At 34.7% G+C, this 16,699-nt stretch carries 10 protein-coding genes; 7 read left to right on the top strand and 3 right to left on the bottom strand.

The genetic code is table 11. The annotated features are described in order from the left end of the window. Positions 1-8: 8 nt before the first annotated feature. Both HH304_RS06750 and HH304_RS06745 read right to left on the bottom strand, forming a co-directional pair. Positions 9-968 (bottom strand): electron transfer flavoprotein subunit alpha/FixB family protein, encoded by a 960-nt coding sequence (locus HH304_RS06750; protein ID WP_169679345.1) that lies wholly within the window; start codon positions 966-968, stop codon positions 9-11. A gap of 21 nt (positions 969-989) precedes the next feature. Next, on the bottom strand, positions 990-1,727 hold the full coding sequence (locus HH304_RS06745) for an electron transfer flavoprotein subunit beta/FixA family protein (protein WP_169679342.1): 738 nt from the start codon (positions 1,725-1,727) through the stop codon (positions 990-992). 85 nt (positions 1,728-1,812) lie between these two features. On the opposite strand from HH304_RS06745, the gene HH304_RS06740 reads away from it, so the two are divergent. Further along, complete coding sequence (locus HH304_RS06740) at positions 1,813-2,133, top strand: tetratricopeptide repeat protein (RefSeq protein WP_169679338.1); 321 nt, start codon at positions 1,813-1,815, stop codon at positions 2,131-2,133. A 104-nt stretch (positions 2,134-2,237) separates the two neighbouring features. On the opposite strand, the gene HH304_RS06735 is transcribed toward HH304_RS06740, so the two are convergent. After that, positions 2,238-3,239, bottom strand: a complete 1,002-nt coding sequence (locus tag HH304_RS06735; RefSeq protein WP_169679335.1) for a zinc-binding dehydrogenase — start codon at positions 3,237-3,239, stop codon at positions 2,238-2,240. 365 nt (positions 3,240-3,604) lie between these two features. Between HH304_RS06735 and HH304_RS06730 the strand changes: the two genes are divergently transcribed. The 6 genes from HH304_RS06730 to HH304_RS06705 all read left to right on the top strand — a co-directional run bounded on the left by HH304_RS06730 (position 3,605) and on the right by HH304_RS06705 (position 16,698). After that, positions 3,605-6,613, top strand: a complete 3,009-nt coding sequence (locus tag HH304_RS06730) for a SusC/RagA family TonB-linked outer membrane protein (RefSeq protein WP_169679332.1) — start codon at positions 3,605-3,607, stop codon at positions 6,611-6,613. 4 nt (positions 6,614-6,617) lie between these two features. Next, on the top strand, positions 6,618-8,093 hold the full coding sequence (locus tag HH304_RS06725) for a RagB/SusD family nutrient uptake outer membrane protein (protein WP_169679329.1): 1,476 nt from the start codon (positions 6,618-6,620) through the stop codon (positions 8,091-8,093). A 73-nt stretch (positions 8,094-8,166) separates the two neighbouring features. Continuing rightward, positions 8,167-8,673: a hypothetical protein gene (locus HH304_RS06720; protein ID WP_169679326.1), complete on the top strand. Its 507-nt coding sequence runs from the start codon at positions 8,167-8,169 to the stop codon at positions 8,671-8,673. Continuing rightward, positions 8,652-12,011, top strand: coding sequence for a VCBS repeat-containing protein (locus HH304_RS06715; protein ID WP_456298949.1), 3,360 nt, complete (start codon positions 8,652-8,654; stop codon positions 12,009-12,011). Before HH304_RS06720 ends, HH304_RS06715 begins: the two co-directional genes overlap by 22 nt. A gap of 5 nt (positions 12,012-12,016) precedes the next feature. Continuing rightward, on the top strand, positions 12,017-15,352 hold the full coding sequence (locus HH304_RS06710; protein WP_169679319.1) for a VCBS repeat-containing protein: 3,336 nt from the start codon (positions 12,017-12,019) through the stop codon (positions 15,350-15,352). Next, positions 15,349-16,698 carry a vanadium-dependent haloperoxidase gene (locus HH304_RS06705; RefSeq protein ID WP_169679316.1) on the top strand — a complete coding sequence of 450 codons (1,350 nt, stop codon included), beginning with the start codon at positions 15,349-15,351 and terminating at the stop codon, positions 16,696-16,698. Before HH304_RS06710 ends, HH304_RS06705 begins: the two co-directional genes overlap by 4 nt. The last annotated feature ends 1 nt before the right edge of the window (position 16,699 follow it).

The following is a 16,699-nucleotide window of genomic DNA, read 5'->3' as shown; positions in this document are numbered from 1 at the left end:
AAAATTAATTAATCTTTAGAAGCTTTAACTGCTTCGATCAATTTTGGCACAACTTCGAAAGCATCACCCACGATACCATAATCAGCAGCTTTGAAGAATGGTGCTTCCGGGTCTTTGTTAATGGCAACCAGTACTTTAGATGCATTTACACCGGCAAGGTGCTGTATTGCTCCACTGATTCCGATTGCAATATACAAGGAAGGTGCGACTTTTACACCTGTTTGACCCACATGTTCGTGGTGAGGTCTCCAGTCCATATCAGAAACTGGTTTACTACAACCTGTAGCAGCACCAAGTTCTTTAGCTAACTCCTCAACCATTCCCCAGTTTTCAGGTCCTTTAAGACCACGGCCACCAGAAACAACGATGTCAGCTTCCGGTAGAAGAACATCGCCTTCAGCTTTTTCAGTTTTAGTGATTTTTACTGCAAAGTCAGCATCAGATAATGAAGGAGAAAAAGCTTCAACAGTAGCCGCTCCGCCATCTTCTTTAATTGCTACTGCATTCTTTTTAATGGCAATAATTTTCTTACCATCGTTCATTTCTACATTAACAAATGCCTTGTTAGTGTAGATACTTCTTTTAACAACAAAACCATTTGATGTATCAGGAAGACTAACAACATTACCTACTAATGCAGCTCCTAATTTTGTAGCTAATCTTGCTGAAACAGCATCAACAAGTGATGATTTAGACATGATAACAGTCTCAGCACCTGTTTGCTCAACAGCTTGTGCAATAGCAGAAGCATAAGCCTGAATAACACCCTGACTAAGTTTATCGTCAGATGCATGCAAAACTTTAGAAGCGCCATTGTTTCCTAAAGACTCAAGTTCAGCCTGATCAATGTTGCCAAAAGCGATTGCAGTCACATCACCCCCCATTGCTGCAGCATAACTAACTGCTTCACGAGAAGTTTTTTTGAATTTTCCGTCTGTACTTTCCGCAAATACTAATATAGATGACATAATTAATTTCTTTTTGATTGATTAAAGAACCTTAGCTTCATTTTTCAATAGATCTACTAATTCCTGTACGTTATCAGGATCTACCATTTTGCACTCACCTTTAGCAGGAGGAAGCTCATAGTTTTTAAGTGATGTTTTCTCTGTTGTATCAACAGCTTCAACAACATTTAATGGCTTAGATCTTGCAGTCATGATCCCTCTCATGTTAGGGATTTTCCACTCTGCAATAGGCTCCTGGCATCCTGCAACAAAAGGAAGGTCAACTTCAACATATTCTTTTCCACCTTCGATTTCTCTAGTCATCTTAGCAGTATTGCCTTCAATATCAAGAGTCATTACAGGTGAAAGAGATGGTAATCCAAGCATTTCAGCAACCATTCCGTGAACAGCACCACCATTGTAATCAATAGACTCTCTACCCATAAGGATTAGATCGTAATTGTTTTCTTTTGCAATGTGTGCAATTTGTTCAGCTACAAAATGACCATTTTCAGGAAATGCATTAACTCTGATAGCATCATCAGCACCAATTGCTAATGCTTTTCTGATTGTAGGCTCAGTTTCAGCAGTTCCAACATTAAGAACTGTAACTGTAGCACCTAAAGATTCTTTTAACTCAACTGCGCGAGCCAGTGCATAATCATCATAAGGGCCGATGATATATTGCACACCCGTAGAATCAAATTTGGTATTGTTATCAGTAAAACTGATTTTTGATGTAGTATCGGGTACGTGTGTTATACAAACCAGTATTTTCATATTTATACAGAATAAAATTTGTTATGAATACATACTATTTTTGCACGAATATACTCATTCAAACGTTATTTTAAAACCTAAAACGATGAATAAAAAACGCATAGAGTTACTAAAATCCTATATTAAAGAAGATTCTTCCGATCCTTTTAACTACTACGCATTAGCGCTTGAGTATTTAGGAGAAAATTCAGCCTCTTCCAAAGAATATTTTGTTATACTTTTAACAAATTTTCCGAATTATCTTCCGACATATTATCATGCAGCACATTATTTTATGGAAACTGATCCTGAGCAAACAGCTAAAATATTTGAAGATGGTATTAAATTGGCTCAGCAACAAGGCGATTTTAAAGCTTTGGCTGAACTTCAAAATGCATATACCAACTGGCAGTTTGAACAGGAATAGATTTTCCCTATACCCTGACTGGAAATTGAAATTTTAAACAGGGTAACTTAAATTTTGTTATAAATTTTATCAAGATGAAGATTGAAATGAGTTCACAACAAAATTCAAGTTAATTTAATCACTAATTTGCCGAATTGCTTGCCTGACTTCATTTTATCAAAAGCATCAATTGCTGTATCTAAAGTGAATTGATCATTGTCGATTATAGGATGAATTTTATGTTTGTTTACAAAATCAATCATTTTTGTAAATTCCTCATCACTTCCCATGGTTGACCCTTGTATTGTTATTTGTTTCCAAAATGTAGAATGGAGGTCAAATTTATTGGTTTTACCAGCACTGGCGCCATAAAAGACAATTTTACCTCCTGGTTTGGTGCATTTTATATAGGTGTTCATAAGATCACCCCCGGCGCTATCAATTACTAAGTCAACTCCTCCATTAGTATCACTTATTAAAGCTTTATACCAGTTTTCATCCTTATAGTTATAAGAATTTTTCACTCCCAACTCTTTAAATTTAGAGGCCTTTACTTCACTACTGGTAGTAACAAAAACATCACAATTCTGAGCTAAGGCAAATTGAGCAGCAAATTGAGCAACTCCACCACCAATACCTGTTACTAATACTTTTTGGCCTTTTTCGGCCTGACCATGGTAAAATAAAGCTCGATAAGCAGTCATCCCTGCAAGGGGTAGTGCAGCACATTCTTCGTCTGATAGAAACTGTGGAGCTTCAAATATTTTATCAATAGGGACTTTTGTGAATTCGGCTAAAGCACCATCTGTAGGAAGGCCCATGATATGGTAATCTTTGGACTGAGCTTTTTCTGAGTCTCCCCATTGTCTGTTTGGATTAACAATTACTCTTTTATTTATAAGTGAAGAATCAGAAGGAGATTCAATTACTACCCCACAAAGATCAGAGCCGAGAGTAACGCCATCCTTTATACCAGGGTAAAGACCTTCTCTGATATATTGATCTCTATGGTTTAAAGCAGCTGCCAAACCTTTAATAATTACTTCAGAATCACTTGCTGTTGGTTTGTTTTTTTCTGATAAGACAACTTTGTTTTCGGTAAGTGTTTGTATTTCAATTGCTTTCATCTTTCGCGAATGCTTTTTTTACTGGTTTTCAATAAAATATCCTTATTTCATTTCACTTATTGTTAAAAAAAGTAAAATAATCTTTGTTTTTAGGTAATATATTTATTTATACTTGATAGACATGCTAGTAAGGAATTACATAAAAAATCAATTTTTAATGGCTTTATAGCCCTTTTTAATGGAAGGTGGTAATTGCAAACGTTTTCGAAACATAAAGCAATTTAACCTGATATTTTAATGATTTGGTAATTCCGAAGTAAAGAAATAGAAAAACCGAATTTAAGAGGGTAGTAATTACTATTCTGATTAAAAATTTTTAAATTATACTAATTGTATTTAACTGATAACCTAAATAAACATAATCTATGAAGCAGCTTTATCAAAAGTTAACGTGCTTCGCGATCGTGATGTTGGCATTAATGGCACATTCACCGATTCAAGCACAAACAATCACTGTTTCCGGGGTGGTTTCTGATTTTAATGGCGAGGGTCTTCCTGCTGTTAACGTAATGGAAAAAGGAACAACTAACGGTGCGGTGACAGACGTAATGGGTAATTATTCGGTAACTGTAGCGAGTGATGCCATTTTGGTTTTTTCATCTGTTGGATTTGAGAAGCAGGAAATTCCTGTAAACGGAAGAACAAGTATTGATATTACCTTAGTCGAAGATATTCAAGCATTATCAGAAGTGGTAGTAGTTGGATACGGTATCCAGGAAAAGAAGGAAGTAACTTCTGCGATAACCAGCGTTGATGAAGAATCATTTAATAAAGGTAATATATCTAATCCGGCTCAGTTGTTACAAGGTAAAGTTGCTGGTTTGAATATTTCTTCTCCTAATCCGGGAAACCCTTTTGCAGGATATAATATCCAATTAAGAGGAGTGTCAACTTCAGGTTCTAATACTTCTCCATTAGTTGTAATTGACGGTGTGATTGGAGGAGACCTGAATTCTGTTGATCCTAATGATATCGAATCTATTGATGTATTAAAAGATGGTTCGGCAGCAGCGATTTATGGAACTAGAGCATCTTCAGGTGTAATTATCGTTACAACAAAATCAGGGCAATCAGGTGAAGCTAAAGTTGATTATAATGGTTTCACTTCATTCGAAAGCATTGCCAATAGAGTAGAAGTATTATCTGCGGAAGAGTACATTAGACTTGGAAATGAGGTGTTTCCTGAAGGTGATCCAAGAAGGCCAGCCGACTATGGAAGCAGTACAGACTGGTTAGATGAAATAACTAGAGAAACTGGATTTTCACAGTCTCATAATATTGCAGTTGGTGGTGGAAATAGTCAGACTAAATATAGAGTATCTTACACTTATCGTGATGTACAGGGAATGTTAAAGGGTACTGGTTTGAAACAACATTCTGTTCGTTTAAACCTTGATCAAAATTTATTTGATGATTTTGCTACTGTTAGTGTTCAATTTGCTTCTACAAAAAGAGAAAATAAGTTTGGTGAGGACAGAGCTTTTGGAAGTGCAGTTGTTTTTAATCCGACTGCTCCAGTTCGCTGGAGTGAAGCTGATAGTTTATTTTATGGAGCTGACAGGAATTTTGGAGGATACTTTGAAACTCCAAACATTTTTAATCAATTCAACCCGGTTAATCTTGTTGAAAATATTATCAATGAGAATAAAACTGAAAGAATATTTTTTACTACCAAATTAAACTTAAATTTTACTGATAATTTATTAGGAGTAATTCAATATTCAAATACTACTTTTGATGAATATGGAGGTAAGGTAGTGTCACAGTTTACACCCCTGGATGATGCAATTGCTTCTGGAGGTACAATGAGCAGGTATACAAATCAAAATTCAAATGATTTGTTTGAAGCATATCTGAATTATTTTGATGATTTTGGTGACTTTAACTTAAATGTAACAGCTGGTTATTCATATCAATATTTTCAGGCAGTTGGAGATAATATTTTTGGTGAAGGATTGGCAAGATATGGATTTTCATACCATAATATGCAAACTGCCTTAAGTTGGCAGGTTTCTGATGACAATTCTTTAAGAGTTACTGCACCAACTTCTTATAAAAACTCTAATACTTTGACAGCTCTTTTTGCCAGAGCATCAATAAATTATAAAGATGCAGTTTTCTTAACTCTTTCGGGTAGATATGAAGGTTCATCAAGGTTTGGACCAGATAATAGATATGGATTATTTCCAGGAGTGAGTGCTGGAATTGATATTGCTAGACTTGCTAATTTATCATCATTTGATATTTTGAAATTAAGAGTAGGGTATGGTGTTACAGGTAACTTGCCAAATGAAGATGATCTATATTTCTTAAAATATGAATTTCGTAATTGGCAAAATATAAATCCTACAGGAACTCCTGATTGGGTGCCAAGTTATACCCCAATTCAAAATGATAATGAAGATTTAAAATGGGAAGAAAAATCCGAATTTAATGTTGGTGTGGATTTCGCTTTATTTGAATCAAGGTTATCGGGTACCATCGACTGGTATGTTAGAGATACTAAAGATTTTATTGAAAGACAAAATGTTGCCGTGCCACCAAATAGAGCGCCAACAACAGTTATTAACGCTGGTAGTATAAGAAACTCAGGAGTTGAAATTGCGTTAAATTACCAGGTGGTTAATAATACAGATTTTAGTTATACAACAGGAATAAATTTTGCCCATGTAAAAGCTGAGATTTTAGAATTAGCTGGTGATGGAGGTTTCGTAGATAAAGTAGGAGCTGGTTCCCCAGGATTGTCTGGACAAACTTTCGCAAGAGTTTTTGAAGGAGGAGAAGTTGGTGATTTATGGGGATTTAAGTTGATTGGAATTGATGGAGATGGTCAATGGTTACGAGAAGATATCAATGGTGATGGTATAATCAATGATTTTGATAAAACTAAAATAGGTAATGGAATGCCTGATTTCACTTTTGGTTGGACAAATAGTTTTGTTTATAAAAACTTTGACTTTAACTTCTTTTTTAGGGGAGCAGTTGGTCATGATATTTTAAGTCAACATAGAGTTTATTATCAGGTTCCAGCGCAGATTGCAGCTGGAAATGTACTTGCTTCTGTTGAAGAATTGTTAGCACTTGATAATGCTGCAGTACAAAATATTAATGATTACTTTGTTGAAGATGCATCCTTCATTACTCTAGATAATGCTACTATTGGATATAACTTTAATACTACAAACAGATCCTGGCTTGATAGGTGCAGGGTGTATGTTACTGGGCAGAATCTTTTCTACATTACTGGATATTCAGGGGTAAGTCCGGAAGTCAGGTATAATTCTGATGGACCTTTAGCGGCAGGAATAGAAGATCGCAATACTACCTGGTCTAGAACTAGAACATTTTTAGTAGGACTTAACTTAACATTCTAAAGTTATGAAAATAAAGAATTTAATTATTGTGGGAGTATTTACTCTATTAGGAGTAAGTGGTTGTATGGAAGCTGAACCAGAAAAATTTGACTGGTTATCAACTGAGGAAGTATATTCAGATCCGAAGCAAATTAAAGCAGTAGTTTTAGGGATTTATAGTGATTTATCACCATTCATGGGGAATGAACACATATTTACCTTACAGGAAGTGTCTACTGATGCAATAACAGTGCCCACTCGTGGAACAAACTGGGATGATGGAGGTAGATGGAGAAAAATTCACACTCAGGATTTCGATCCTAACGAAACAATAATCAGTTCTGTATGGAATACCCTTTATGGTATTGTAGCTGATGTGAATTCTGATTATGATCAATTTGCAATTAATCCAGAAGGTTTAGCAGAAGTTAGAGCACTTCGAGCATGGAGTTATTATATGCTTATGGATTTGTTTGGTGGTGTTCCATTAGTAACAGAAGAGAATAAGGATGAAGCAAATCCATCCAGAGCAACAAGGCAAGAAGTTTATGATTTTGTGGTAGCAGAGCTTGAAGCAACGATTCCAGAGTTAAGTGAAGATGTTTCTGATACTTATGGTCGTATGAATAAGTGGGTAGCTTTAGCTACATTAGCTAAAGTATACTTGAATGCTGAAGTGTACACAGGTAATGCAGAATGGCAAAAGGCATTAGATGCATGTGAGGAGATAATTAATAATGGTCCATATTCCTTATCTGAGGATTTCTTTTCAAACTTTGTAACCAATAATGAAGGGTCAAATGAAAATATATGGGTTATACCTTATGATAAGGATCAGCTTGAAGGATTTTTGATGGGGCAAATGACTCTACATTATGCTATGACAGAACCTGATTTCCCTTATGATAATAATCCGTGGAATGGTTTCTGTGCTGTAGAAGAGTATTTTAACAAGTTTGATGATGCTGATTCCCGTAAAGGCTCATTTATTTATGGGCCTCAAATTTCTCTTGTTGATGGTGAAGTAATTACTTATGGTACTCAGAATAATGATTTGATTCTAACTCCATCGATAGCTGGATTATTAACTGCAACAGAAGTTGATGGTGCAAGAATAGGCAAGTATGAATTTACTTTGTCCACCGGTCAAAACATGTCTAATGATTTCCCTATTTTCAGGCTAGCTGATATCATGCTAATGAAAGCAGAGGCATTATTTAGACTAAATAGAGCATCTGATGCACTTGTACCATTAAATGAAGTTCGTACAAGAGCTGGACTGCCAGTTGTATCTAGTGTTAATCTTGATTTGATTCTTGATGAGCGTGCTAGAGAATTGTTTGCTGAAGCCCATAGACGTCAAGATCTAATCAGGTTCGGTAAATTTACTTCTCAAAGTTGGTGGGAAAAGACACCTCAAAGTGCAAACAAGAATTTGTATCCGATACCGCAATCTCAAATAGTAGCCAATTCAAATTTAACTCAGAATCCTGGTTACTAAATTATAAAATTTAATTTGATATGGCTCAGCAATTTTGCTGGGCCATATTTTATTCAAATACAATTTTATTATTATGAGATATGTATTGTTGATACTTTTGATTACTTCATGTGGTCTTGACGGAGGTGAGGAGTTTGATAAACAGTCTCCATTTGATGTTAGCAAGCCTCTATTCTTTGGAGTAGGGTATGGTATGGACAGGGATGCTTTTATCGATTCTTGCACAGTGTATAATCTTAAAGGTGAGATAAGGCAAGGTTGGAAAGGTATAAGTGTCTACCATAAAATTGATTCAATGAAATACCAGGTTGATTTGAATTTTTTTCCTGATTACGAGAATCAATTAATAAACCAGTTTACATTGTATTTTGGCTTTCCACAATGGTCCCCCTGGAATAAGGAACTAGATCAAAATTTTCAACTTCAACAATCCAGACTGTTAATTGGAGAAATCTTTCATGTAGAATTGATAAGATCTGAAGAATCGAAAAATAACTTTTATTATCAGGATGATGCTATCCTTATTACACTTCAACCCGAAGGGAAATTCGAAACAAAATGTGTAGCAAAATTAAAATAATAGGTTTAAAACTATTATCGCTGTTTCTGTTTTTTTCATTATTGATTTTTTGTTTTTCATGTGATAAAAAGAATGAAAGTGATAAAGTCTTGAGGTTTGAATTATTATCTCCTGATATTACAGGAATTGACTTTAATAATACACTCAAATATGATGAGGATTTTAATATTTATACCTATAGGAACTTTTATAATGGAGGTGGAGTCGGACTAGGTGATATAAATAATGACGGGTTACTGGATATTTATATGGTTTCAAATATGGGTGCCAATTCATTATACCTTAACCTTGGTAACCTGAAATTTAAAAATATAACTCAGGAATCAGGCACTGCCGGATCAAAATCATGGTCTACTGGTGTAACACTTGTAGATATAAATGCCGATGGATTTCTTGATATATATGTGTGTAATTCCGGTGATATCAAGGGTGATGATAAACAAAATGAATTGTTCATTAATCAAGGAGATAATACTTTTATTGAGAAGGCAAAAGAATATAATTTGAATGACTCTGGTTATGGTACTCATGCATTATTTTTTGATTATGATAATGATGATGACCTTGATGTATATCTGTTAAACAACTCTTATCAAGCAATCGGAAGTTTTGATTTAAGGAGGAATGAAAGACCTAAAAGGGATCCTGAGGGTGGAGATAAATTACTTAGAAATGATAATGGGAAATATGTTGATGTAAGTGAAGAAGCAGGTATTTATGGCTCAGTTATTGGGTTTGGACTGGGAGTAACTGCAGGAGATATAAATAATGATGGCTGGATAGATCTTTTTATTTCTAATGATTTCTTTGAGCATGATTATATTTATATAAATAATGGTGATGGCACTTTTACTGAATCTCAAGACAATTACCTTAAATCAATGTCCCTTACATCTATGGGAGCAGATATGGCTGATATCAACAATGATGGCAGGCAAGATATTTTCGTTACAGACATGCTTCCATCTGATTATCAGAGGTATAAGTCGAAAACGACTTTTGAGAACTGGGATAAGTATACGTACAACTGGGAAAACGGTTACGGACGACAATACACCAGGAATGCCTTGCATTTAAACAATGGAGCTAATTTTAGCGAGATTGGTAGATTTGCTGGTGTTGAAGCTACAGACTGGAGTTGGGGAGCTTTATTAGCCGACTTTGATAATGATGGTCTGAAAGATCTATTTGTGTCAAATGGCATTTTAAAGGATATGACTGATCTGGATTTTATCACCTATATTTCCAACAAAAATGTAACTCAAAAGATTCTTGAAGGAGGTAAAATAGATTATAAGGAACTTATTGATTTAATACCAGAACAAAAAATTCCTAATCAGATATTTAAAAATTTGAATGGACTAAAATTCGATGAAAAATCATCTGACTGGGGACTGAGTACACCTTCTTTTAGTAATGGGTCTGCTTATGGTGATCTTGATAATGATGGTGATCTTGATCTGGTAATTAATAATAATGAAATGAATGCTTTTGTATATGAAAATAAAACGATACAAAAAGACTCAACGAATTTTATTAAGTTTCTCTTAAAACAACCAGGCTCAGGAAATATAAATGCGGTAGGTGCTATAATTCATATATGGTACAATAGTAATTATCAAAATCAGATTATAGTCCCAGTTCGCGGGTTTCAATCTTGTTCAGATATCAGGGCTAATTTTGGGTTGGGCAAATACTCGCAAATTGATTCAGTCTGGGTGCAATGGCCTGACATGTCATGGCAAAAGGTAACGTCTACTGAATTAAATAATCTAAATACAATCATTAAATCAGAAACAGTTTCTCATAAACCATTTATTCAAGGTAATCCTTCAATAGAAATTTTCACCGATGAGGTGATTATTACCCAACATAAGGAAAATAGATTTGTTGATTTTGATAAGGATCGACTTGTGTATAATATGAGGTCAACAGAAGGTCCTGCGCTTTCAATTGGTGATATAAATGGAGATGGAATAAGTGATTTCTTTTTAGGAGGAGCAAAGGGTAATTCTTCACAAATTATATTAGGATCATTATCAGGTGGTTATACAATTGTTACACCAGAAATATTATTTAAACTTAAAGAGGGTGAAGATGTTGATGCTGTGCTCTTTGATGCAGATAATGATAATGATCTAGATATATTCATAGCTAGAGGTGGAAGAGAATATGATATATATTCTGCACAAGTTGAAGATGTTTTGTTATTAAATGATGGAAAAGGAGGTTTTTCGAATGCAACCGGGAATTTACCTAATAGAAATAATCCATCATCGTCTTCATCTGTTGATATTATTGATTTTGACCTTGATGGTGATTATGATTTAATTATTGCAGAACGTTATTCAGTTGTTGGAATAGGAGCACCTTCAAATATTATTCTTTTGGAGAATACCGGTCATGGGAAATTTGTAGATTCATCGAACAAACTCCCAAAAGATTTAAAAAGTCATCTTGGAATGATAACCGATTTGAAGGTAGGTTATATAAACGATGATGAGTATCCGGATCTGGTAGTTGTTGGTGAGTGGATGTCTCCAGTTATTTTAATGAATAAGAATAAGGGATTTATAATTTCCTTCGAAAATAAGCATGAATTAAGTGGATGGTACAGGTCAGTAAATCTGGAAGATATTAATAAAGATGGTAAAACCGATATTATTTTAGGTAATCTGGGTTTAAATACCAGATTTCAGGCTTCTGTCAATCAGCCATTACATTTGTTCATAAATGATTTTGATAAAAATGGTGCAGTAGATCACGTTTTTGCACAGTATCAGAAGGGTGGTAAATTATATCCAACAGCATTAAGACATGATCTGGTTAAGCAAATGCCCTATCTTAATAAAAGATTTCTTAAATATAATGATTTTAAGAATAAGACAGTTCAACAAATTTTTGGAGAAGGATTAAATTCTGCAATCGACCTTTCAATAAGTAATTTATCAAGTGGAGTTCTTTTTCAAAAGGATAATGGTTTTAAATGGAAACCTTTTCCTGATCAAGCTCAGTTTAGTACTGTAGAAAGTTCGGTTTTTTTAGATGTTAACAATGATGGTAAATTAGAGATATTACTGGGAGGAAATTTTATGGAAGTTAAACCAGAGATTGGAGCCTATGATGCATCATTTGGAACTCTTTTGATATATAATCATAATTATGATGAGTTTGAAGTAATTCCGAATTCAATTACTGGACTGAATTTACCTGGGGCAGTGAGAGACTTGAAATTGTTAAATCAGGGAGGTGATTTATTTTTAGTAAATGCAAATAATAATGGACCTCTGTCATTATTTAGAATTGAGACTCAAACTCCCTCCATCAGCAAAGATTAATCAGTATGGCAAAGGTTTTTAAATTCATTTTTTTGATAAGTATTACAATTGTTTTTTCCTGCAATAGAAAAGTTAATAATGAACCTGGTGCTCAATCGAATATTATTGAATATAGAATTTTTAATGATTTATCTAAAGAAAAAACAGGTGTTGATTTCAAAAATTCCTTAACAGTAAGAGATTCTTTCAACATTATTGATTACCTCTATTATTATAATGGAGGAGGAGTAAGCATAGGTGATATTAATAATGATTCGCTCCCGGATATTTTCCTGACTTCCAATATGGAGCAAAATGAGCTTTACTTGAACCTTGGAGGAATGAAGTTTAAGAAGATTACAAGTGAGGCAGGAATCGGTAAAATGGGAAACTGGTCTACGGGTACTGTTATGGCTGATGTTAATGGAGATGGATATCTGGATTTATATGTCTGTAACGTAAGTGGATTTCTTGCTTTCCATGGAAGAAATGAACTTTATATCAATAATGGAGACCTGACTTTTACCGAATCTGCTGAAGAGTATGGACTTGATTTTTCTGGCTACTCTACTCATGCAGGCTTTTTTGATGCGGATAATGATGGCGATCTAGATATGTATCTTCTAAATCACTCTGTACATACAGCTAGATCATATGGAAAGACTACTCAGAGAACTGTTCAGGATAATCTAGCCGGAGATCGGCTGTTTATTCAAGAAAATGGAAAATTTTATGATCGAACATTAGAATCAGGTATATATTCTTCTGCTCTTGGCTATGGATTATCTGTAAGTTTTTCAGATGTTAATAATGACGGTTATCCGGATATCTATGTTGCTAATGATTTTCATGAAAATGATTATTTATACATAAACAAGAAAGACGGTACTTTTAAGGAAGAATTAGAACTACGATTTGGGCATACTTCAAGGTTTTCCATGGGAAGTGATTTTGGAGATTTAAATGGAGACGGGTTTAGTGATCTTTTTGTATGTGATATGATGCCGGAAGATGAGAGTATACTAAAAAGATCAGGTGGAGATGATAGCTATGAAATATATAAACTCAAGAGGTCTTTTGGCTACTACGAGCAAAATCCTCGTAATTCGTTGCAAATAAATCAGGGTGGAACGTTTAAGGATATTGCTGTAGCAAGCAATGTAGATGCAACAGACTGGAGCTGGGGACCGCTAATCGCAGATTTTGACGGGGATGGGTCAAATGATATTTTTATTACCAATGGAATAATGAAACGTCCGAATGATCTTGATTACATCAATTTCATATCCAATAGCAGGGTAAGTAAATTGATGAATGAATTTAATGATTCTATTTTTAATGAGGCAATGAATAAAATGCCTGATGGTAAATTCCCCAACACATTGTTTTTAAATAAGGCAGGTGGATTTATCAGGAATTACACCTTTAGTGGATCCACTGATAGTACTTATTCTACTGGCGGAGCTTATTCAGACCTTGATAATGATGGTGATCTTGACCTGGTGATTAACAATATAAATGATGAAGTAACTATTCTTGAAAATACTTCTAATCCATGTGACAATTCCAAAGCTATATTAAAACTGAGTTTATTAAACCCGGAGGTTAAAAATAGAAATGGAATTGGAGCTAAAGTACTGGTAGGAAATAAGTCTGGGTATTTGCTTAGAGAACACTATGTCAATAAGGGATGGCAAAGTTCAGTTTCGAATGAATTGATTTTTAACCTGGATAGTGGGGCTTTATCAACAAAAGTATTTGTCCAGTGGCCTGGCGAACAAAAATTCAGAATTCATGAAGTTTCTCTGTCTAGTGGATGTAATAAAATTATAATAACATATGATAACTCTGCTGAATTGGTAGAAGATCCTAGAAATAGGAATTTCAGATATTCATTTACTTCATTGAGTAATGCTTTTATTGATGGGGATGTATATCATCAAGACCAGTTTTATAATGAGTATGCTGCTGAGTCATTAAAGCCTTTTATGACATCAACAGAAGGGGCTGAGATTGTTAAATATGATATGAATGGTGATGGTTTGGAGGACTTTTTCTTAACAGGAGGTAGACAACAACCAACACGTTTATTTATTCAGGATAAATCAGGGGCCTTTATTCATATGCCGATTTTAGCAATTGAACAGGATAGTGCCTTTGAAGATGTTGCTATGGTTATTGAGGATTTGAATAATGATGGTATCCCTGATATTGTACTTGGGAGTTCTGGACTTGTCGAAGCTGATCTGAATAAAGGGAATATGATCAGGGTTTATCTAAGTGAAGATGGTGAATATTCCTATAAAAGGAAAAATGCATTTAAACAAAACGAAAATCACCTGAATGTTGGTGCATTGATTCTGGAAGACTTTGATTTAGATGGGAATATTGATTTGTTTATAGGAGAACGATCAGTTATTCAAAAGTATGGTCGGGATGGAGCTGCTGTAGTGTTTACGTGGGATAAAGAAAAGGAATCATTTGATTTTATAACCAGGCTTTCATTTGGAGGAATGATTACTGATGCATTGTTTGAAGATATTATCAAAGATTCTGATGGATCAGAATTATTGGTAGTTGGTGAATGGATGTCTCCAAAGATAGTATCTTTTAGGAGGGGAATAAAGAATTTTGAGGTTATCACACCGGATAATCTTGAGAACCTGAAAGGCTTATGGAGGTCAGTTAATTTATTCAAAAAATCTGATAACTCTACAACTGTATTATTAGGTAATATGAGTCCGAACCTAAAGCTCAGAGTTTCGGCAAAGAACCCTGTAAAAATGTATGTTGGTGATTTCAATGCAAATGGTTCAATAGATCAAATTCTTGCTCATTACTATGAAAATCAGTATTTTACTGTATATGGAAAGAACGTTTTGACTTCAGAACTTCCATTACTGAAAAAGAAATATTTATTTTACAGTGAATTTAGTGAACAACCTGTTAGTAAGGTGTTGGAAGGTCTGAGAACTGAAGGAATAGAAGAGAAGGAACTAACTACATTATCAAACGTGATGATATCTTTTGATGATAAAGGTGCTCAAGTAAATGACCTGCCTCTTGCTGGCCAGTACGGCCCGATAAACTCCTCAGTGGTAATAGATGAAGAAGAATCTGGTGTAATAGCTATTGGGAATTTCCATGGTTTAAGACCAGAATTTGGAAGGCTTGATGCTAATTCTGGTATTTGTATTACCGATATTGGAACTCAGCTTAAAATTGAATCACTTAATTTGGGTTTTACTGATTTTCGGGATATTGAAGTATTCAATACAATAAAAGGTAAAGTTGCTATTGTGAGTAGCTACAATGATAAATTAAAAACATTTTTTATAAATAAATCTGAGGGAAAGCTATGAGAAGGCTAATTGCAGGGTTTTTATTTATCGCAGCTTTAGGCATTAGTTGTGATACAAAGAAAGTAGAGAGGGTTTCAATTGATTATGATTCGCTTTATAGAGAGTCATTAACAAAACTGACTGATGTTATTGTTCATGATATTTTTTCTCCACCTGTAGCATCAAGGATCTATGCCTACACTAATATCACAGGCTATGAAATCATGGCAGTGAATAATGACGAATATGTTAGTTTATCTGGCCAGTTAACTGATTTTAAATCTTTTGAACCTGCTGCTGATACTAGTTTGAATTATGAATTAAGTGCTATTTATGGAGCTCTTAACACTGGTAGGGCATTAATATTTTCTGAAGATATGATATCAGATTATGTAAATGATCTAGATTCTGTATTTATTGCAAGTGGTATTCCCCAGACTGAAATTGATAATGCGAAGGAATATGCTGCAATGGCATCTGCGGAAGTATTGAAATGGGCAGATAAAGATAACTATAAACAAACGAGATCATTTGAGAAATATGCGATTATGGAAGGGGATGCTTATTGGAAACCGACCCCACCAGCATATATGGAAGGGATTGAGCCCCATTGGGATAAAATAAGACCTTTTGTGATTGATTCAGCCAGTCAATTTAAGCCTATTCCTCCGACACCATTTTCTACTGATAAGGAATCTAAGTTCTATTCAGAAATGATGGAGGTATATAACGTTGGAGTGAATTTAACTAAGGAGCAGGAAGCAATTGCCAAGTTTTGGGACTGTAATCCTTATGTGGCTCATCAACAAGGGCATATGATGTTTGCTACCAAGAAAATAACACCTGGAGGACATTGGATAGAAATTGTAAGATTGGTGACAGATAAGGCTGATAATGACTTTTCGGAAACAATTGAAGCGTATACATGGGTTTCTGTGGCTTTAGCAGATGGATTTATTTCATGCTGGGATGAAAAATATAGAAGTTCATTGGTAAGACCTGAAACCATTATTAATCAGATTGTAGATGAAGAATGGGTGCCATTATTACAGACACCACCATTTCCGGAGTATACTAGTGGACATAGTGTGATATCAAGATCTGCGGCAACAGTTTTAACCTATTTGTATGGAGAAGAGTTTTCTTTCTATGATGATACAGAAGAAAGATATGGTCTGCCAGCACGAAATTTTAATTCATTTATGGAAGCTTCGGAAGAAGCGGCAGTGAGTCGTCTTTATGGGGGAATTCATTATCGTCCAGCGATCGAAGAAGGTGTAAAGCAAGGTGAAAGGGTAGGCCGTTATATAATTGAAAACCTTAAAACAAAAGAAGCTACAGAACAAATGGCATTACAGGGTGAATAAG

Origin of the sequence: Marinigracilibium pacificum (assembly GCF_012926615.1) — a bacterium.
Lineage (GTDB): Bacteria > Bacteroidota > Bacteroidia > Cytophagales > Cyclobacteriaceae > Mangrovivirga > Mangrovivirga pacifica.
Note: the sequence above shows the minus strand (reverse complement) of the source record. Positions and strands in the feature narration are given on the sequence as shown.

What these genes read in the sequence shown, in the direction of transcription:
- HH304_RS06750 (WP_169679345.1), bottom strand. Translation starts at nt 968, where the DNA reads ATGTCATCTATATTAGTATTTGCGGAAAGTACAGACGGAAAATTCAAA.
- HH304_RS06745 (WP_169679342.1), bottom strand. Translation starts at nt 1,727, where the DNA reads ATGAAAATACTGGTTTGTATAACACACGTACCCGATACTACATCAAAA.
- HH304_RS06740 (WP_169679338.1), top strand. Translation starts at nt 1,813, where the DNA reads ATGAATAAAAAACGCATAGAGTTACTAAAATCCTATATTAAAGAAGAT.
- HH304_RS06735 (WP_169679335.1), bottom strand. Translation starts at nt 3,239, where the DNA reads ATGAAAGCAATTGAAATACAAACACTTACCGAAAACAAAGTTGTCTTA.
- HH304_RS06730 (WP_169679332.1), top strand. Translation starts at nt 3,605, where the DNA reads ATGAAGCAGCTTTATCAAAAGTTAACGTGCTTCGCGATCGTGATGTTG.
- HH304_RS06725 (WP_169679329.1), top strand. Translation starts at nt 6,618, where the DNA reads ATGAAAATAAAGAATTTAATTATTGTGGGAGTATTTACTCTATTAGGA.
- HH304_RS06720 (WP_169679326.1), top strand. Translation starts at nt 8,167, where the DNA reads ATGAGATATGTATTGTTGATACTTTTGATTACTTCATGTGGTCTTGAC.
- HH304_RS06715 (WP_456298949.1), top strand. Translation starts at nt 8,652, where the DNA reads ATGTGTAGCAAAATTAAAATAATAGGTTTAAAACTATTATCGCTGTTT.
- HH304_RS06710 (WP_169679319.1), top strand. Translation starts at nt 12,017, where the DNA reads ATGGCAAAGGTTTTTAAATTCATTTTTTTGATAAGTATTACAATTGTT.
- HH304_RS06705 (WP_169679316.1), top strand. Translation starts at nt 15,349, where the DNA reads ATGAGAAGGCTAATTGCAGGGTTTTTATTTATCGCAGCTTTAGGCATT.